The 16,935-nt window shown below is 68.5% G+C and carries 20 protein-coding genes; 9 read left to right on the forward strand and 11 right to left on the reverse strand.

Annotated features, from left to right (window positions below; genetic code table 11):
* Positions 1–40: 40 nt before the first annotated feature.
* Positions 41–1,042 (reverse strand): KpsF/GutQ family sugar-phosphate isomerase, encoded by a 1,002-nt coding sequence (locus tag ACIGII_RS10995; protein WP_399638049.1) that lies wholly within the window; start codon positions 1,040–1,042, stop codon positions 41–43.
* Between the two features lie 53 nt (positions 1,043–1,095).
* On the opposite strand from ACIGII_RS10995, the gene ACIGII_RS11000 reads away from it, so the two are divergent.
* From ACIGII_RS11000 to ACIGII_RS11010, 3 genes are all read left to right on the forward strand, one after another.
* Entirely contained in the window at positions 1,096–1,329 is a 234-nt protein-coding gene (locus ACIGII_RS11000; RefSeq protein WP_399638050.1) for a BolA family protein, read from the forward strand.
* Positions 1,330–1,402: 73 nt separating this feature from the next.
* Positions 1,403–2,674: a UDP-N-acetylglucosamine 1-carboxyvinyltransferase gene (murA, locus tag ACIGII_RS11005; RefSeq protein ID WP_399638053.1), complete on the forward strand. Its 1,272-nt coding sequence runs from the start codon at positions 1,403–1,405 to the stop codon at positions 2,672–2,674.
* Complete coding sequence (locus tag ACIGII_RS11010; RefSeq protein ID WP_399638055.1) at positions 2,671–2,982, forward strand: EF-hand domain-containing protein; 312 nt, start codon at positions 2,671–2,673, stop codon at positions 2,980–2,982. The genes murA and ACIGII_RS11010 overlap by 4 nt, the downstream gene beginning before the upstream one ends.
* Before the next feature lie 93 nt (positions 2,983–3,075).
* Here ACIGII_RS11010 and ACIGII_RS11015 read toward each other — a convergent pair whose 3' ends face one another.
* The 6 genes from ACIGII_RS11015 to purM form a co-directional block, all read right to left on the reverse strand.
* Positions 3,076–3,759 carry a DUF3108 domain-containing protein gene (locus tag ACIGII_RS11015; RefSeq protein WP_399638058.1) on the reverse strand — a complete coding sequence of 228 codons (684 nt, stop codon included), beginning with the start codon at positions 3,757–3,759 and terminating at the stop codon, positions 3,076–3,078.
* Positions 3,760–3,761: 2 nt separating this feature from the next.
* A complete protein-coding gene (locus ACIGII_RS11020; protein ID WP_399638060.1) occupies positions 3,762–4,562 on the reverse strand; it encodes a DUF3108 domain-containing protein in 801 nt (266 codons plus the stop codon).
* Positions 4,563–4,627: 65 nt separating this feature from the next.
* Complete coding sequence (gene purN, locus ACIGII_RS11025) at positions 4,628–5,320, reverse strand: phosphoribosylglycinamide formyltransferase (protein WP_399638063.1); 693 nt, start codon at positions 5,318–5,320, stop codon at positions 4,628–4,630.
* A complete protein-coding gene (locus ACIGII_RS11030; protein ID WP_399638066.1) occupies positions 5,317–5,754 on the reverse strand; it encodes a hypothetical protein in 438 nt (145 codons plus the stop codon). Before ACIGII_RS11030 ends, purN begins: the two co-directional genes overlap by 4 nt.
* A 9-nt stretch (positions 5,755–5,763) precedes the next feature.
* Positions 5,764–6,222 (reverse strand): hypothetical protein, encoded by a 459-nt coding sequence (locus tag ACIGII_RS11035; protein ID WP_399638067.1) that lies wholly within the window; start codon positions 6,220–6,222, stop codon positions 5,764–5,766.
* Between the two features lie 18 nt (positions 6,223–6,240).
* Complete coding sequence (gene purM / locus ACIGII_RS11040; protein ID WP_399638139.1) at positions 6,241–7,266, reverse strand: phosphoribosylformylglycinamidine cyclo-ligase; 1,026 nt, start codon at positions 7,264–7,266, stop codon at positions 6,241–6,243.
* Between the two features lie 138 nt (positions 7,267–7,404).
* Here purM and ACIGII_RS11045 point away from each other — a divergent pair, with 138 nt between their 5' ends.
* The 3 genes from ACIGII_RS11045 to hda are packed head-to-tail and all read left to right on the forward strand — an operon-like array spanning position 7,405 to position 10,402.
* Positions 7,405–8,529 (forward strand): DUF2066 domain-containing protein, encoded by a 1,125-nt coding sequence (locus tag ACIGII_RS11045; RefSeq protein ID WP_399638069.1) that lies wholly within the window; start codon positions 7,405–7,407, stop codon positions 8,527–8,529.
* Positions 8,526–9,695, forward strand: a complete 1,170-nt coding sequence (locus ACIGII_RS11050) for an AI-2E family transporter (RefSeq protein WP_399638071.1) — start codon at positions 8,526–8,528, stop codon at positions 9,693–9,695. The genes ACIGII_RS11045 and ACIGII_RS11050 overlap by 4 nt, the downstream gene beginning before the upstream one ends.
* Complete coding sequence (gene hda, locus ACIGII_RS11055; protein ID WP_399638073.1) at positions 9,692–10,402, forward strand: DnaA regulatory inactivator Hda; 711 nt, start codon at positions 9,692–9,694, stop codon at positions 10,400–10,402. The genes ACIGII_RS11050 and hda overlap by 4 nt, the downstream gene beginning before the upstream one ends.
* Before the next feature lie 67 nt (positions 10,403–10,469).
* Here hda and murU read toward each other — a convergent pair whose 3' ends face one another.
* The 4 genes from murU to ACIGII_RS11075 all read right to left on the reverse strand — a co-directional run bounded on the left by murU (position 10,470) and on the right by ACIGII_RS11075 (position 14,105).
* Complete coding sequence (gene murU / locus ACIGII_RS11060; protein ID WP_399638075.1) at positions 10,470–11,171, reverse strand: N-acetylmuramate alpha-1-phosphate uridylyltransferase MurU; 702 nt, start codon at positions 11,169–11,171, stop codon at positions 10,470–10,472.
* A complete protein-coding gene (locus tag ACIGII_RS11065; RefSeq protein WP_399638078.1) occupies positions 11,168–12,193 on the reverse strand; it encodes an aminoglycoside phosphotransferase family protein in 1,026 nt (341 codons plus the stop codon). Before ACIGII_RS11065 ends, murU begins: the two co-directional genes overlap by 4 nt.
* Before the next feature lie 56 nt (positions 12,194–12,249).
* Positions 12,250–12,519: a GlsB/YeaQ/YmgE family stress response membrane protein gene (locus tag ACIGII_RS11070; protein ID WP_399638080.1), complete on the reverse strand. Its 270-nt coding sequence runs from the start codon at positions 12,517–12,519 to the stop codon at positions 12,250–12,252.
* A gap of 92 nt (positions 12,520–12,611) precedes the next feature.
* Positions 12,612–14,105: a M20 family metallopeptidase gene (locus ACIGII_RS11075; protein ID WP_399638083.1), complete on the reverse strand. Its 1,494-nt coding sequence runs from the start codon at positions 14,103–14,105 to the stop codon at positions 12,612–12,614.
* Positions 14,106–14,350: 245 nt separating this feature from the next.
* Between ACIGII_RS11075 and ACIGII_RS11080 the strand changes: the two genes are divergently transcribed.
* The 3 genes from ACIGII_RS11080 (at position 14,351) to ACIGII_RS11090 (ending at position 16,922) form a co-directional block, all read left to right on the forward strand.
* Entirely contained in the window at positions 14,351–14,635 is a 285-nt protein-coding gene (locus tag ACIGII_RS11080) for a ComEA family DNA-binding protein (RefSeq protein WP_399638086.1), read from the forward strand.
* Positions 14,636–15,135: 500 nt separating this feature from the next.
* Positions 15,136–16,167, forward strand: a complete 1,032-nt coding sequence (locus ACIGII_RS11085) for a L,D-transpeptidase (RefSeq protein ID WP_399638089.1) — start codon at positions 15,136–15,138, stop codon at positions 16,165–16,167.
* 32 nt (positions 16,168–16,199) lie between these two features.
* A complete protein-coding gene (locus tag ACIGII_RS11090; protein ID WP_399638140.1) occupies positions 16,200–16,922 on the forward strand; it encodes a murein L,D-transpeptidase catalytic domain family protein in 723 nt (240 codons plus the stop codon).
* Positions 16,923–16,935: the final 13 nt, after the last annotated feature.

A 16,935-nucleotide genomic window follows, 5' to 3' on the forward strand; every position in this document is an offset into this window, starting at 1 on the left:
GGCAAGCAGGTCCAGCTGAATGGAGGGGTGTCACTGTGGTTTAAACCACCCGGGCCCGCAACAGGTCATGAATATTGAGCGCGCCGACCGCGCGGCCCTGCCCGTCGACCACGATCAGGCCGTTGATCTGCTGGGTTTCCATGACCCGTGCCGCTTCCACCGCCAGCTGGTCGGCGCCGATGGTGCGCGGGCTGCGGGTCATCACATCGACGATCCGCGCGCTGCGCACGTCCAGGTCGCTGTCCAGGGCGCGGCGCAGGTCGCCGTCGGTGAACAGCCCGACCAGGCGCTGGTCGGCATCGACCACGGCGGTCATGCCCAGGCGCTTGCGGCTCATTTCCACCAGGGCTTCGCTCAGGCTGGCGGTTTCGCCGACCTGGGGCAGCTCGTCCCCGCTGTGCATCACATCGGTGATGTGCAGCAGCAGGCGGCGACCCAGGCTGCCGGCCGGGTGCGAACGGGCGAAATCGTCGGCGGTGAAGCCGCGCGCGTCCAGCAGCGCCACCGCCAGCGCATCGCCCATGGCCAGCGACGCGGTAGTGCTGGAGGTCGGGGCCAGGGCCAGCGGGCAGGCCTCGGCCGGTACGCTGACGTCCAGGTGCACGTCGGCCGCCAGGCCCAGCGACGAGCCCGGCCGGCCGGTCATCGCGATCAGGCGGTTGCCCTGGCGCTTGAGCACCGGCAGCAGCATCAGCACCTCGTCCGATTCACCCGAGTAGGACAGCGCCAGGACCACGTCGGCCTCGGTGATCATGCCCAGGTCGCCGTGCCCGGCCTCGCCGGGGTGTACATAGAACGCCGGGGTGCCGGTGGAGGCCAGGGTGGCGGCGATCTTGCGGGCCACATGCCCGGATTTGCCCATGCCGGTGGCCACCACCCGGCCGCGGCTTTCCAGCACCAGCTGGCAGGCCCGGGCGAAGTCCCCGCCCAGGCGTTCGGCCACCGCAGCCAGGGCGTCGCGCTCGATCTCGAACACGCGGCGACCGCTGGCAACCAGCGCGGCCGGGTCGGCGGAGGAGGGGGGCAGGGGCGATACAGCCATGCGGGCGCCACGCGGAGGAGTAGAATGAGCGCTCATTTTATTAGGAAAGCCCGTTGGACGCCGAGACCATCCGTAAATTGATCGAAGACGGCCTGCCGGGCGCCCGCGCGGATGTGCAGGGCGACGACGGCGTGCATTTCGAAGCCACCGTGGTCTCCGACGCCTTTGCCGGCAAACTGCCGCTGGCGCGCCACCGCATGGTTTACGCCACGCTGGGCGAGCTGATGGGCGGGGCGATCCACGCGCTGGCACTGAAGACGGTGACCCCGGCCGAAGTGGCCGGTTGATCGCCGAAGTACCCGTTGCCTTCGACCATCCAGCCGACCAACGGTCGGCGCTACCACACCCCAAGTAGATTCCATGGCCAAGATCGTAGTGACCGGCGGCAAGCCGCTGCACGGTGAAGTGAACATTTCCGGCGCCAAGAACGCCGTCCTCCCCATCCTCTGCGCCACCCTGCTGGCCGATGCGCCGGTGGAGATCACCAACGTGCCGCACCTGCACGACGTGGTCACCACGGTGAAGCTGCTGGGCGAGCTGGGCGCCAAGGTGACCATCGACCAGGGCACGCTGTCGCGTGGCAGCGCGATCGTGGTCGACCCGCGGCCGGTCAACCAGCATGTGGCCCCGTATGAGCTGGTGCGCACCATGCGTGCCTCGATCCTGGTGCTGGGCCCGCTGCTGGCGCGCTTTGGCGAAGCCGAAGTGTCGCTGCCGGGCGGCTGCGCGATCGGCTCGCGCCCGGTCGACCAGCACATCAAGGGCCTGCAGGCGCTGGGTGCGGAGATCGTGGTCGAGAACGGCTTCATCAAGGCCCAGGCCAAGCGCCTGAAGGGCGCCCATTTCACCTTCGACATGGTCAGCGTGACCGGTACCGAAAACGTGTTGATGGCGGCGGTGCTGGCCGAAGGCACCACGGTGCTGGACAACGCGGCGATGGAACCGGAAGTGACCGACCTGGCCCACTGCCTGATCGCGCTGGGCGCGAAGATCGAGGGCCTGGGCACCGCGCGGCTGGTGATCGAAGGCGTCGAGCGCCTGTCCGGCGGCCGCCACGAAGTGCTGCCCGACCGCATTGAAACCGGGACCTTCCTGGTCGCGGCGGCGATGACCGGTGGCAAGGTCACGGTCAACCGCGCGCGCCCGAACACCATGGACGCGGTGCTGTCCAAGCTGGTCGAGGCCGGGGCGACGATCGAGACCACCGAGGACAGCATCACCCTGGACATGCAGGGCAAGCGTCCGCGTGCGGTCAACCTGACCACCGCGCCGTACCCGGCGTTCCCCACCGACATGCAGGCGCAGTTCATGGCGCTCAACTGCGTGGCCGACGGCGTGGGCGTGATCAATGAAACGATCTTCGAAAACCGTTTCATGCACGTCAACGAGCTGCTGCGCCTGGGCGCCGACATCCAGGTCGAGGGCCATACCGCGATCGTGCGCGGGGCCGAGCAGCTGAGTGGTGCGCCGGTGATGGCCACGGACCTGCGCGCGTCGGCGTCGCTGATCCTGGCGGGCCTGATGGCCGACGGCGATACCACCATCGACCGCATCTACCACCTCGACCGCGGCTACGAGAACATCGAAGAGAAGCTCTCGTCGCTGGGCGCCACGATCCGGCGCGTCGCATGATCCTGCGCGGCCAGTTCACCCGACGCCGCAAGGCGCTGCTGATCCTGGTGCTGGTGGTGCTGGGCTGGCTGGGCTACGCCTGGTATGCCGGCATCGCCATCACCCAGGGCCTGGAGCAGCAGGACATGGACTGGAATGGCGACGGCACGGTCAGCCGCACCGAAGTGCTGCAGTCGTTCTACGCCGTGGGCGTGAACACGACCGAGGACGGCAACCGCCATTGCAAGGCGTTCTACTGGCGCCGGACCGGCGAGCAGATCCGCGTGGACTGCAGGACGGTGTTCGCGGAAGGCAAACCCGCCAAATGAAAAAACGCCCGCGGAACGCGGGCGTTTTCATGGGCTGGCCTGCCGACCAACGGTCGGCAGCTACCGGGCAGGTATCGACCGTTGGTCGATACGCTATTTGAACGATTTGATCGTCAGGTCCAGCGCGTCCTTGCCGCCTTCGCGCTGCAGCAGCCGCACCGGCACCGGCAGTTCCCTGGTCACCCAGGCGATCTGCTCCTTGTTGCCGTCCACGCGCGAGACCTTGGTGGCGTCGTAGGTCTTGCCGCCCACGGTGACCTGTTCCTTGCCCACGGTCTTGTAGGTCAGCGACTTGATGCGGCCTTCGTCGACCATGCGATAGGTCAGCGGCTTGCCGTCGGCGAAATCGCGCGCGATCGCAAGGTTGATCAGCAGCGCATCCATGTCGCCGGCCTTCAGCGTCACCGGGCCAGCGCGTTCGGGTTTGATGTCGCCGGTCCAGGTCGCCTGCTTCTTGCCCCAGTCGTAGTTGGCCTGCACGTTCTTCTTTTTCACGAACACCGCCGAGCGGTCTTCGCTGCTGAGCGGGCGCAGGCGACCATTGGCCTCGTCGAACACGGTGTTCTGGGTCAGCAGCCCAAGCTGGTTCTGCACCTTCAGGCTGTACTGCCACTTGTCGCCGTCAACCTTGCTCAGCGTCATCTGACCCGGGGCCGCAAGGCCCATGTAGGTCGCCTGGTACTCGGCCGTGAACGGCTGCAGCGCCATGGCCGGCAGGCTGGTCAGCGCCAACGCGCCGGCGGCGACCCACGACAGGGGACGGTTGAAGATGCTCATGCTCACACTCCTTGATATTCGATCAGGCGCAGGTCGATCCGATCTTCGCCGTCTTCGCGTTGCAGGATACGCACCGGGGTCGGAACCCCGTTGGCGACCCAGAGAATGGTTTCATCGTTGCCGCCGTTGGTCCGATGGACCCGCAGCGCGTTGTATGAGAGATCGCCCACCTGGACATTCTCGGTGTCCGCAGCGGCCTGGTAGTCATGCTGGCGCACGCGACCGACGTCGACATAGCGGTAATGCATCTGCGCGCCGGGTCGGGCGTCGCGCATGATCGCCAGGTTGATCAGCAGTGCGCTCTGGTCGCCGGCCTGCAGCGGAATGGGTTGGGTGCGTTCCTTCTTCAGGTCGCCGTTCCACTGGGCGGTGCCGGCCTGCCAGTTGTAGGTGCCGGTGACTTTCTTGCCCAGGAACAGACCCTTGCGCACCGTGGACTGGCTGAGCGGCACATAGGTGGTGCCCTGCTTCTCGAACACGGTGCTCTGCTCCAGGTTCAGGCCCAGCACGCTGGCGAAACCGCGCCGGCCGACCACCTGCATGTCCACCCGCCACTGGTCACCGCCGGTGTGGGTGACCCGCATGATCGCATCGCCGGCCTCCTTGCCCTTGTAGAGGGCCTGGTAGGTGGCCGTGAACGGCTCCAGCGGCGGTGCTTCCCACGCCATCGGCGCGAGCACCGGCGGGGCGGGGACGGCAGGCGCGGCGGGCGGTTGCGCAGGCGGCTCCTGCGCCGCGGCGATGGCCACGGTGCACAGCAGGGACGCGAACAGCAGCACGACCTGGGACGGAGACGTTTTCATGCGTAGGGGCACAAACGAAAGAGGAGGGGGAGAATGCCAGTGTCCAGGTCAGCGGCGCGTGTGCGCTAGACCGGGACGTTCAGCTCTCCGGCGCAATCTAGGCGCAGCGGACTGAACAGGGGGTGGCCGTCGACCTGGAGCCGCCCGTCGCGTTCAGCTACGCGCCCGCCCACCAGCCACCGCAGGCTGGCGATCAGCAGCGGGTGTTCCACGGCCAGCACCCGCTGGGCAAGCTGCTCGGCGGTGTCGCCGGGCAGCACCGGCACCCGCGCCTGCGCCAGTACGGTGCCGGCGTCCAGTTCGGGCACCACGAAGTGCACGCTGGCGCCGGCTTCGGCATCGCCCGCCTCCAGTGCGCGCGCATGCGTGTGCAGCCCTTTGTAGAGCGGCAGCAGCGACGGATGGATGTTGACCAGCCGGCCGGCAAAACGCTGCACGAAGGCTTCGCCGAGGATGCGCATGTAACCGGCGCAGACCACCCAGTCGGGCGCGAACGCTGCCAGCGCGTCGCCCATCGCGGCATCGAAGGCGGCGCGGTCGGCGAAGTCCTTGGGCGAGCGCGCCCAGCGTCGCTCCGGGGCGACTTTCTGGAGGGCGGACGCCTCCGGCTTGTCGGACAGCACGGCCACCACCTCGGCATTGAGCGTGCCGGCGGCGATGGCATCGATGATGGCCTGCAGGTTGCTGCCACGGCCGGAGGCCAGCACGGCGATGCGGCTGCGCGCGCCCCCTGACGCGGTGTTGCTGGCCGGGGTCATGCCGCGACCGTGCCGTCCGTGGCAGCAAAGCTCGCGACCACTTCCGGGCGCATCAGCACGATCAGCGCGTACACGCCCAGCGCGATGCCGAGCGCGCCGGCAAAGCAGGCCGCGCCGGCCGCGATCTTGCACAGCTTGTGCGAACGGCGCTCGGCCATGCGCCGCGCGCCGAGGATGTTCAAGGTACCCAGAACGGCGAAGATCGCGCCGGCGCCGACCAGGATCGCCGCCAGCAGGGCCGGCTGGGCGTCGGGGTTGGCGCTGTTGCTTTCACTGATGTAGCCGGCGGCGGCGCCCAGCACCAGGATCGGCACCAGCACCAGCTCCAGCGCCCCGAGGATGTAGAACAGGATCTTCAACGTATGCAGGTGCGAGGCGACCTGATGCGGTGTCCAGCCGCGCGGGACGTTCAGCGGCGGGGGCGTGGCAGACATCGGGAAACCTCAGGCGTGGGCGGTGGGGGAAGCGTTGAAGGCGGCCTTGACCGTCGGCCGCAACAGCACGATCAGGGTGAACACGCCCAGCACCGTGCCCAGCGGCATCAACATGCACGACAGGGCGGCGACGACCAGGCACAACGTATGCCGCTGCTGGCGCGCCAGGCAGCGCCCGGCGTAGGCCATGAAGCCGGCCAGGGTGAGTCCGCACAGGATCAGGACCGAGCCGATCCCGATGAACATCCAGCCAAACAGCCGGGTTTCCCCGGGCGAGGCGGTGCCCCCGTTGCTTTCAATCGGCATCGCGCCGGTCAGTGCGGCGACGCCAAGGCCCACGTGGATCAGCGGAAACAGAGAGAACAGCGCGGTCAGCCCCGCCACCACATAGTGGAAGATCGACAGCAGCCGCAGCTGCGAAGCGTCTTCAATCGACAGCGCGGGGGCGACGGGGAGGGGGGCGTCCATGCAGGTCTCCGGGGTCGCTCAGCCGATCCGCACGCGTTCGGCGCCGTCGGCCGTGGTGACCTTGCCGATGGTCCACTGCGCCAGGCCCTGGGCCTCGACGGCGGCGGTCACGCTGGCCACCTGGTCCGGGGCGACGATCAGCACGAAGCCGATGCCGCAGTTGAAGGTGCGCCACATTTCGCTGTCGGCCACCGCGCCTTCCTTCTGCAGCCACTGGAACACCGGCGGCAGGGTCCAGGAGGAGGCGTCGATGTCCAGGCCCAGGCCGTCGGGCACCACGCGGATGATGTTCTCGGTCAGGCCGCCACCGGTGATGTGGGCCATGCCGTGGATGGCCGCGCCATGCGCCTTGAGCAGGGCCAGGATCGGCTTCACGTACAGGCGGGTCGGGGCCATCAACGCGTCGACCAGCTTGACCCCGCCTTCCAGTTCCAGGTCGGCCGGCTGGCCGGCACGGTCATAGATGCGGCGCACCAGCGAGTAGCCGTTGGAGTGCGGGCCGGACGAGGCGATGCCGATCAGCACGTCGCCTTCGGCGACGCTGGCGCCGTCCTTGAGTTCGCTCTTTTCCACGCCGGCGACGGTGAAGCCGGCCAGGTCGTACTCGCCCGGGGCATACATGTCGGGCATTTCCGCTGTTTCGCCGCCGATCAGCGCACAGCCGGCCTCGGTGCAGCCGTTGGCGATGCCGCCCACGACCGCCGCGGCGGTGTCGATGTCCAGCTTGCCGGTGGCGAAATAGTCCAGGAAGAACAGCGGCTCGGCGCCCTGCACCAGCACGTCGTTCACGCACATGGCGACCAGGTCGATGCCGATGGTGTCGTGGCGGCCCAGCTGTTGTGCCAGCTTCAGCTTCGTGCCAACGCCATCCGTACCCGACACCAGCACCGGCTCGCGGTACTTGCTGGACAGGTCGAACAGCGCCCCGAACCCGCCCAGTCCACCCATCACCTCGGGCCGGAAGCTGCGCTTCACCAGCGGTTTGATGCGCTCGACCAGTTCATTGCCCGCGTCGATGTCGACGCCGGCGTCGCGGTAGGTCAGGGGGGAGGGGTTGGACGGGGAATTGGTCACGGGCGTCGGCGCTGCGCTGGAGTGAAAGCGGGATTTTAACAGGCCACGTTGGCGCGCAGGCCCTATTCGGGCAACAATTCCCCCCGGATACGCCCAATGGAAGTCCTGATGCGCCGCAGCCTCTTTGTGATGATGTTCCTCGCGCTATGCCTGCCGGTGGCCACGATGGCCCAGAGCGGCCTGCGTACCGAAGGCGACGTGGCCAGCGCCAGTGGCGCCTATGAAGCCGAAGTGCCGGTCAACAGCCAGGGCGACGCCGACCGCAACGGGGCCCTGGCCCGCGCGCTGGGCAACGTGCTGGCCAAGCTGTCGGGCGACCGCAGCGTGATTACCCGTCCGGGGGTGATGCAGGCCCTGCGCGATGCGAAGAACTACGTCGCCAGCTATGACTACCGCCAGGACCAGAGCACCTCGGCCAGCGGCGCGCCCAGCTTCCGCACCATGCTGGTGGCCCGGTTCCGCCAGGACGACGTGGACGGCCTGATCTCGGCCCTGGGCCTGCCGCTGTGGCCGCAGCCGCGGCCCAAGCCGGTGGTCTGGCTGGCCATCGACGATGGCAGCGGCCCGCGCCTGGTGACCGTGCAGCAGGCCAATGCGGCGCGTCCGCTGCTGAACCGCGCCATCGAGCGCGGCTACAAGCTGGGCCTGCCCACCGGCAGCGCGGCCGAGCAGGCCCTGGTCGGTGCGATCTGGCGCAAGGACACCGCAGCCGTGGCGCGCGCCTCCTCGCGCTATGCCCCTCCGATGCAGCTGGTCGGCAAGCTCTACCGCGACAAGACCGGCGGCTGGGTGGCCGACTGGGTGTTCGTGGACGGCGGCAAGGAACTGAACGCGTGGACCACCAATGACAGCGATGCCCGCCGTGCGATGGCCGGGGGCGCCGACGGTGCCGCCGACGCGCTGGTGCGCCGCTACGCCAAGCCGGCCGCGGCCGCGGGCGTGGCCGGCAGCTACACCATCGTGGTGACCGGGCTGAACAGCGCCGAAGACTACCTGCGCCTGGCCGCCGGCCTGCGCGAAAGCCCGGTGGTGCGCAACATCACCCCGCTGCGCGCCTCGGGCAACCGCCTGGAGCTGTCGCTGGAGATGACCACCGGCCTGGCCGGGTTGAACCGGATGCTGGGCGACAACGGCGTGATCGTGCCGCTGGCCCCGCTGCCGGTGCCGATCGACGAAGACGCCGCGCCCGGCACCCCGCCGCCGCCGGCCAGCAACGAGTACCGCCTGCGATGATCCTGACCCCGGAAGCCGAGATCGCGCAGTTCCTGCGCCGCGTCAAATACGTTCTGTTCGCGCTGGCGGTGGGCTGGGTGGTGTGGCTGCTGGCCCCGATCCTGACCCCCTTCGTGCTGGCCCTGGCGCTGGCCTGGCTGGGCGACCCGCTGGTGGACCGGATCGAAGCCAATGGCCGCTCGCGCAACACCGGCGTGGTGCTGGTGTTCGTGGCGATGGTGCTGGTGATCACCGCCGCGCTGCTGATCCTGGTGCCGATGATCGAGCGCCAGATCTCCACCCTGATCGCGGCCATCCCGCAGGCGCAGCAGTGGCTGATGGAGAAGGGCATTCCCTGGTTCGAGCAGAAGACCGGCATGGAGATCATGCCGTGGCTGGAACCGGACCGGCTGATCGACTGGGTGCGCAGCCATTGGGAGCAGGCCGGCGGGTTCGCCAAGACCTTCTTCGGCTACGTGTCGCGCTCGGGCTTTGCGATGGTGACCTGGGTGGTCAACATCCTGCTGCTGCCGATCCTGGCGTTCTACTTCCTGCGCGATTGGGACAAGCTGGTCGAGCGGGTGGCCTCCACCATCCCGCGCAACCACGTGGGCACGATCACCAAGTTGGCGCGGGAGTCCAACGAGGTGCTGGGAGCGTTCATCCGCGGCCAGTTCCTGGTGATGGTGGCGCTGGGCCTGATCTATGCGATCGGCCTGTCGCTGGTGGGCCTGAAGCTGGGCCTGCTGATCGGCCTGATCGCCGGGCTGATCAGCTTCATCCCGTACCTGGGCGCCACCACCGGCATCGTCATGGCGGTGCTGGCCGCGCTGGTGCAGGCGCAGGGCTTCGACCTGAAGCTGCTGATCCTGGTCGGCGTGGTGTTCACCGTGGGCCAGCTGCTGGAAAGCTACGTGCTCACCCCGCGCATCGTCGGCGACAAGATCGGCCTGCACCCGGTGGCGGTGATCTTCGCGGTGATGGCCGGTGGCCAGCTGTTCGGCTTCCTGGGCATGCTGCTGGCGCTGCCGGTGGCGGCGGTAAGCAACGTGCTGCTGCGCTACGCCCACCTGCGGTACCGCGAAAGCGAGCTGTACGCGGGCGAGAAGACCGCGATCGTGCTCGACTCGTACATCGACAAGCCGACCCTGATCGTCGACGCACCCAAGGGCCCGGAACTGAAGTGAGCGTGGTGCCGCAGCTGCCGCTTGCCCTGCGCTACCCGCAGGACGAGCGACTGGAAACCTTCATCGGCGCACCGGACGGTGCGCTGGCGCAGCTGCGCGCGATTGCGGTGGGCGAAGACCCGCACTGGGTCTACCTGGAAGGGGCGGCCGGCACCGGCAAGACCCACCAGGCGCTGGCGATGTGTTCGCTGGCCCAGCAGGCCGGGCGGCAAGCGACCTATCTCCCGCTGAAGGCGGTGGTGGGGCGGGTGCGCGCCGCGCTGGAATCGCTGGAAGGCCGCGACCTGGTGACCCTGGACGGGCTGGATGCCATCGCCGGGCAGCGCGAAGATGAAGTGGCGCTGTTCGACTTCCACAACCGCGCGCGCAACGCGGGCGTCACCCTGCTGTACACCGCGCAGCATGCGCCGCACCGGCTGGGGCTGGTGCTGCCGGACCTGCGCTCGCGCCTGCAGCAGTGCGTGCGCGTGGTGCTGCAGCCGCTGGACGACGAAGGTCGCGCGGCGGTGCTGCGCGAGCGGGCGGCGCGGCGCGGGCTGTCGATCGATGAAGCGGCGATCGAGTGGTTGCTGACCCGTACCGGCCGCGAGCTGGGCAGCCTGGTCAGCCTGCTGGACTGGCTGGACCGCGAATCGCTGGCCGCGCAGCGGCGCATCACCGTGCCGTTTTTGCGGCAGGTGGTGGAAGAAGGGTCGCACCGGCTGTAGAGCCACACCCGAATCATGCCCCGTCAAGGCGGCAGGTTCCGCGCGCATGGCGATGCGTTCATCCAACCTACGCCAGGGTTGCGTCCAGCAGTGCGAGGCGTTCTGGCGTGCCCACGTCCGTCCATCGTCCGGCGTGGTACTGCCCGGTGACGCGGCCCTTCGCCATTGCATGGCGCATCAGCGGCGCCAATCCGAACTGCGGCGGCGTTGCTGCCGCGCCTTCGGTGGCGCCAATCACATCGCGCCAGCCTTGCAGGATCGACGGACGATACACGCCCACCCCCGCATAGGTCAGCCGCGGCGCATCGCCCGCATCGCTGACGCTGCCATCGCCGCGCAGGATGAAATCCCCACGCGGGTGCTGCGCCGGGTTGTCGACCAGCACCAGGTGCGCGTCGCCGTCGGGCTGCTGCGGCAGGGGGCGGAAATCCACATCAGTCCAGACATCGCCGTTGACCACCAGGAACGGCGCATCGCCGAGCACGGGCAGCGCGTTGAGGATGCCGCCACCGGTTTCCAGCGGCACCGCGCCTTCGTCGATGAAATGCAGGCGCAGGCCCCAGCGGCTGCCATCGCCCAGCGCGGGTTCGAACTGGTCGCCCAGCCACGAGGTATTGATCACCACCTCGCTGAAACCCGCCGCCGCCAGCCGCTCCAGGTGCCACGCGATCAGCGGCTTGCCGCCCGCCACCAGCAGCGGCTTGGGCGTGGTCAGCGTGAGCGGACGCATGCGCTCGCCCTTGCCGGCGCTGAAGATCATCGCCTTCATGCGCGGCTCGCCACCGGCAGCGCCAGCGCCGCCATTGCCGGCTTGATCCGCTCCTGCAGCAGCGCATTCAAGCCGCCCAGTTCCGGATGGCGGGGCAGTACTTCATCCAGGTAACGGATGAAACGCGGCGCGTCGGCGAAGTAGTGACCCTTGCCATCGCGGTCGCGCAGGCGCACGAACAGGCCGAGGATCTTCAGGTGGCGCTGCACGCCCATCCAGTCGGCGTCGCGCAGGAACTGCGGCCATGGGCGCACCGGCAGCCCGGCCGCCAGCGCCTGCGCGTGGTAGCGCGCCAGCCAGGCATCCACGCGCTCCAGCGGCCAGCTCAGGAAGGCATCCTTGAACAGGCTGACCGGGTCGTAGGCAATCGGCCCGCGCACCAGGTCCTGGAAGTCCAGTACCGCCGGGCCACCCTCGACCGGCATCAGGTTGCGCGGCATGAAGTCGCGGTGGGTCAGCACCTGCGGCTGCTGCAAGGCGTTGTCCATCAACCGGCGGTGGGCCAGCTGCAGCTCCTCCAGCGCACCGCAATCCAGCTGCAGGCCAAGGTGGCGCTGCAGGAACCAGTCGTCGAACAGGCCCGCATCACGCTGCAGCAGCGCCTCGCCGAACGTGCCCATGCCATCGGGCACCGGGATCGACTGCAGGCGGATCAACTGCGCAAACGCCGCATCGAACCAGGCGTCGGCGTTGGCGTCATCGATATGCCGCGCCAGGGTTGGCCCGCCCAGGTCTTCCAGCAGCAGGAAGCCCTGGGCTTCATCGCGCGCCAGCACGCGCGGGACGCGCACGCCGTTGGGTTCGAGCAGGTCGTGCATGCGCAGCCATGGCCGCACGTCTTCCAGGCCCGGCGGCGAATCCATCACGATGTGGCTGCCGTGCGCGCTGGTGGCCCGCCAGTAGCTGCGGAAGCCCGCATCCACCGACGCGCGGTCCAGGTGCAGGTCGGGGTCGGCCAGGGCGGTGCAGGTCCACTGCCGGCGCAGTTCGGCGCGCAGTGGGTCGGAAGCGGGATCGTTCATGGACGGGTACGTCGATGCGGCGCGCGGCGGCGCGCGGGGGAATGAGGGGAGGAGCGTCAGCGCCTGCCGCTGAACAGTCGCAGCACCGCCAGCACGGCGATGGCGCCAAGGATCGCGCCGATGAAACCGGCCGGCTCACCGCGCGAGTACCAGCCCATGTACTGGCCGAACCAGCCGGCCACCAGCGCGCCGACGATGCCGAGCACGATGGTCAGCAGGCAGCCCATGCGGTTGTTGCCGGGCATGAAGAAGCGCCCGAACAGGCCGACGATGAAGCCGACCAGGATGATATAGAGCCAGCTGGTGCTGCCGAACAGACCGTCCATCGCGTGTTTCCTGCAGGAGATGGACGCAGCCTAGCAAAAGGCTGCGTCCCTCCGCGTCGATCATGGCGCCGGGCAGGGCCCGGCGCTACGGGTCAGCAGCAGCCGTGTCCACCATGGCGGGTGCCGCTGTCGGCAGCCACCGGCGAGCCGCTGGTTTCACCGCGCAGGCTGGCCGCGTAGTGCTCGCTGATCACCTTCGACACGCACGCGGTCACGCGCTTGCCCATCGGGATGTGCAGGAACTCGTTCGGGCCGTGCGCGTTGGAATGCGGGCCCAGCACGCCGGTGATCATGAACTGCGCACCCGGGAACTTTTCGCCCAGCATGCCCATGAACGGAATCGAGCCGCCTTCGCCCATGTACATCGCCGGCTTGCCGAAGAAGGTCTGGCTGGCCTCGTCGATGGCCTGGGTCAGCCACGGCGCCATCGCCGGCGCGTTCCAGCCCGAGGAGGCCTTTTCCAGGTCCAGCTTCACTTCCGCGCCGTTCGGCGGATCGCGCAGCAGGGCCTCCTTCAGCAGTTCGCCGCAGGCCTTGCCGTCGGCGGTCGGCGGCAGGCGCAGCGACAGCTTCACCGCCGTATGCGGACGCAGTACGTTGCCGGCCGAGGCCAGCGGCGGCATGCCGTCCACGCCGGTCACCGACAGTGCCGGGCGCCAGGTGCGGTTGAGCACCAGCTCGGTCAGGTCTTCGTTCATCGGACGCAGCCCGTCGACCATCGGGAATTTCTCGAAGATCTCGGTATCCACCACCTCGGCGGCACGCTTGGCCTGGGCCTGGCGCTCGTCCGGAATCTCCACGTGCATGCCGTCGATCAGGATGCGGCCGGTGTTCTCGTCTTCGATCCGCGACAGCAGCTGGCGCAGCAGGCGGAAGCTGGACGGGACCACGCCGGACGCGTCGCCGGAGTGCACGCCTTCATTGAGCACCTTCACCGAGAAGTTGCCGCCGGTCAGGCCGCGCAGCGAAGTGGTGCACCACAGCTGGTCATAGTTGGCGCAGCCCGAGTCCAGGCACACCACCAGCGACGGCTTGCCGATGCGGTCGGCCAGGTGGTCCACGTAGGCCGGCAGGTCGTAGCTGCCCGACTCCTCGCAGGCCTCGATCAGCACCACGCAGCGGGCGTGCGGCAGGTTCTGCGCCTGCAGCGCCAGCACGGCGGCCAGCGAGCCGAAGATGGCGTAACCGTCGTCGGCGCCGCCACGGCCGTACAGCTTGTCGCCGCGCAGCACCGGCAGCCAGGGGCCCAGGTCGTCGTCCCAGCCGGTCATTTCCGGCTGCTTGTCCAGGTGGCCGTACAGCAGCACGGTGTCGTCGCCGGTTTCGGCGCCGGTGGCGGGAATTTCCAGCAGCAGCAGCGGGGTGCGGCCTTCCAGGCGCACCACTTCCACCTGCAGGCCCGGCAGGTTCTGGGCCTTGGCCCAGCTTTCCATCAGCGTGACCGCCTGCTCCATATAGCCGTTTTCGACCCAATTGGCATCGAACATCGGCGATTTGTTGGGAATGCGGATGTATTCGACCAGTTGCGGAACGATCTCGCTGTCCCACTTTTCATTGACGAATTGGCCGAGCTTGGCGCTGTCCATCAGGTAACTCCGAGTGCATGTGGCTGATCGCGCCATTCTACGCCTGTGCACGGGGTAGGGTTTTTCCTACACCACGTCAGGTATTTGGCTGGCTGTGTGAAGGTGATGTCGACGATAGGCTGTGTGCATGTGGCGAGGGACACTGACTGCTCCGACGGGATGCCGGCAGCAGTCGGTCCGAAGTCACAGGGAGCTGCACGGTGGGGCCTTGGTTTTCGTGGAAGGCGCTTGCGCTGGGACTGTTGTTGAGCGGCACTGCCCTGGCGGCGGAGCGGATCAACATCAACACCGCCGACGCGTCGACGCTGCAGCAGGGATTGACGAACGTGGGGCCCAGGAAGGCCCAGGCGATCGTCGCGTACCGGCGACAACACGGACCGTTCATCCGGGTCGAGGAACTGGCACGGGTGAAGGGGATAGGGACAGCAACGGTCGAACGGAATCGACGACGGATGACGGTGGGGGCCATGGCGGCGCCCACGGCGGCACCGCCCAGGAGGGCCGTGCCGGCACCCGTTCCAAGGCGCTGACGTAGGGGAATCGGTCGCGACCGGCACGACGCCGGTCACGGCGGCCAGGCAGGAGCCGGCCACCACGACAGCCGCAGGGAGGCGGCACGCAGGGACGCAGCGCGGAAGGAATGGCGCGGATCCACCAGGACGGTGGCATCCAATCCCGGGACGGGGAGGGATGGCGGAACGAAATTCGGCCGAGTGCAGGGAGCATGGCCGGCACCCATACTGGGCAGGACGCACAGGGGGAAGGCGGGATGCCGACAGGGACGTGACGATTGCCCGGTCCACACAGGGATGTGTGACCGGGCAATTTTGTTTGGGGTTGTGGTGGGTTTCAACGGCGAGCCCACCCCTGTCACCGTATGTTCTGCGGTGTTGGAGGGCTGGGCCGCGCTGCGCGCGGTTGACACGCATGGCGTGTCGCGACGACCTTCTACGTGCGCAGGACGATGGCGCTGGCCATCATGCGTAGCGACACGCCATGCGTGTCCTCGACCCACCCGAGGGAAGGCCACATGCTCACACGCCGCACGCTGTTGACCCACATCGCCGGTTCGCTCATCGCCGTCATGGCACTCCCGGCGTGGTCCGCGCCCGAGCCTGCCAGCCCCACCGATCTCAAGCCCGGCCAGTTCCTCTGGCACCCGGAAATCTCGCCAGCGGGGCCGATCGTGCTGGTGGTCAGCCTGGATGAGCAGCGTGCCTACGTGTACCGCAACGGCATCGCCATCGGCCTGAGCACGATCAGTTCGGGCAAACCCGGGCATGAAACGCCGACCGGGGTGTTCACCATCCTGCAGAAGGACAAGGACCACAAGTCCAGCCTCTACAACAGCGCGCCGATGCCCTACATGCAGCGGCTGACCTGGGACGGCATCGCCCTGCACGGCGGCAACCTGCCCGGGCACCCCGCGTCGCATGGCTGCGTACGGTTGCCGCAGGCCTTCGCGCAGAAACTGTTCAGCGAAACCCAGCGCGGCGACACCGTGGTGGTGGCCGACGCCAAAAGCGCGCCGATGACGCTGGCCTACCCGGCGGTGCTGGCGCCGGTGAACAGCACCGGCAAGGCCCTGCTGGAAACCACCAGCGCGCCGGATCACTACTGGAACGACAGCGCCGCGCCATCCGGGCAGGTCGGCATCCTGGTGAGCCTGCACGACCAGCGCCTGTACGTCCTGCGCGACGGCGTGCTCATCGGCGAGTCGCGGCTGGAAGCGAAGGCGCTGCCGGCGTTCCAGGGCACCACCCTGTTCGTCATGCAGCAGGGCTATTCGGACACCGCCAGCCCGCTCGACGCCAGCCAGAAGCTGCACACGTGGACCGCTTACCCGCTGCTGGGCCAGAGCCCCGGCAATGCCAGCCCGGACCTGCTGGCCACGCCCAGCCTGCCGATGGCCTTGCCGCCGGCGTTCGCCGCACAGCTGTACAAGGCGTTGGTGCCCGGCACCACGCTGCTGGTGACCAGCCTGCCGGCGGTTCGCCCGGTGGCCGATGAACAGAACCTGCAGCCGGTCTTGGAATCCGACGCTGCCGGGGCCACCTTGTAAGGATGGCTTACCGCATTGCGCTTTTCCTGCTGATGGGGACCACCGCGCTCGCCCTCTCAGGGGGCGATGCAGGTGCCGCTGGCGCCGACCGCCGGCCGGCCCAGGCGGGGTCGGGAGCCGGCCAACGGCCGGCGCTGCCGGCAGAGCAGATGGCCGAGATGATGGCGCGTACGGCGCCCAATGCGGACCGCAAGGTGCTGCAACTGGCGGCGAAGGCCATGCGCTGTGCGCTGCGGCGGCCCGAGCTGGGGGTCGATCCGACGCGCCTGGGCGTAATCGACTATTCGCGGCCGTCCACCGAGCAGCGCATGTGGGTGTTCGACCTTGCCCGGCAGAAACTGCTGTTCGAAGAATGGGTCGCGCACGGGCGCAACAGCGGCGGCAATGCGACCGAGCGCTTCTCCAACCGCGACGGCAGTTTCATGTCCAGCCTGGGCGCCTTCACCGCCAAGGAAACCTACATGGGCGGCAACGGCTATTCGCTGCGGCTGGAGGGCCTGGAGCCCGGCTTCAACGACAAGGCGCGCGACCGCGCCATCGTCGTCCACGGCGCGCCGTACGTGAACCCCGGCATCGCGCGCCTGCAGGGCCGGCTGGGTCGCAGCCTGGGCTGCCCGGCCGTGCGCCTGACCGTGGCGCGGCCGTTGATCGACAGCCTGCGCGGCGGGGCGATGGTGTTCGCCTACTACCCGGACAAGGCGTGGCTGGCACACTCACAGCTGCTCAGCACCGACTGCGGCGGCAGCAGCGGCTGAGGCACAATGGCGG

Source organism: Stenotrophomonas sp. NPDC077420 (genome assembly GCF_044543385.1).
Taxonomy (GTDB): Bacteria; Pseudomonadota; Gammaproteobacteria; order Xanthomonadales; family Xanthomonadaceae; genus Stenotrophomonas.

What these genes read in the sequence shown, in the direction of transcription:
- ACIGII_RS10995 (WP_399638049.1), bottom strand. Translation starts at nt 1,042, where the DNA reads ATGGCTGTATCGCCCCTGCCCCCCTCCTCCGCCGACCCGGCCGCGCTG.
- murA (WP_399638053.1), top strand. Translation starts at nt 1,403, where the DNA reads ATGGCCAAGATCGTAGTGACCGGCGGCAAGCCGCTGCACGGTGAAGTG.
- ACIGII_RS11010 (WP_399638055.1), top strand. Translation starts at nt 2,671, where the DNA reads ATGATCCTGCGCGGCCAGTTCACCCGACGCCGCAAGGCGCTGCTGATC.
- ACIGII_RS11015 (WP_399638058.1), bottom strand. Translation starts at nt 3,759, where the DNA reads ATGAGCATCTTCAACCGTCCCCTGTCGTGGGTCGCCGCCGGCGCGTTG.
- ACIGII_RS11020 (WP_399638060.1), bottom strand. Translation starts at nt 4,562, where the DNA reads ATGAAAACGTCTCCGTCCCAGGTCGTGCTGCTGTTCGCGTCCCTGCTG.
- purN (WP_399638063.1), bottom strand. Translation starts at nt 5,320, where the DNA reads ATGACCCCGGCCAGCAACACCGCGTCAGGGGGCGCGCGCAGCCGCATC.
- ACIGII_RS11030 (WP_399638066.1), bottom strand. Translation starts at nt 5,754, where the DNA reads ATGTCTGCCACGCCCCCGCCGCTGAACGTCCCGCGCGGCTGGACACCG.
- ACIGII_RS11035 (WP_399638067.1), bottom strand. Translation starts at nt 6,222, where the DNA reads ATGGACGCCCCCCTCCCCGTCGCCCCCGCGCTGTCGATTGAAGACGCT.
- ACIGII_RS11045 (WP_399638069.1), top strand. Translation starts at nt 7,405, where the DNA reads ATGCGCCGCAGCCTCTTTGTGATGATGTTCCTCGCGCTATGCCTGCCG.
- ACIGII_RS11050 (WP_399638071.1), top strand. Translation starts at nt 8,526, where the DNA reads ATGATCCTGACCCCGGAAGCCGAGATCGCGCAGTTCCTGCGCCGCGTC.
- murU (WP_399638075.1), bottom strand. Translation starts at nt 11,171, where the DNA reads ATGAAGGCGATGATCTTCAGCGCCGGCAAGGGCGAGCGCATGCGTCCG.
- ACIGII_RS11065 (WP_399638078.1), bottom strand. Translation starts at nt 12,193, where the DNA reads ATGAACGATCCCGCTTCCGACCCACTGCGCGCCGAACTGCGCCGGCAG.
- ACIGII_RS11070 (WP_399638080.1), bottom strand. Translation starts at nt 12,519, where the DNA reads ATGGACGGTCTGTTCGGCAGCACCAGCTGGCTCTATATCATCCTGGTC.
- ACIGII_RS11075 (WP_399638083.1), bottom strand. Translation starts at nt 14,105, where the DNA reads ATGGACAGCGCCAAGCTCGGCCAATTCGTCAATGAAAAGTGGGACAGC.
- ACIGII_RS11085 (WP_399638089.1), top strand. Translation starts at nt 15,136, where the DNA reads ATGCTCACACGCCGCACGCTGTTGACCCACATCGCCGGTTCGCTCATC.
- ACIGII_RS11090 (WP_399638140.1), top strand. Translation starts at nt 16,200, where the DNA reads ATGGGGACCACCGCGCTCGCCCTCTCAGGGGGCGATGCAGGTGCCGCT.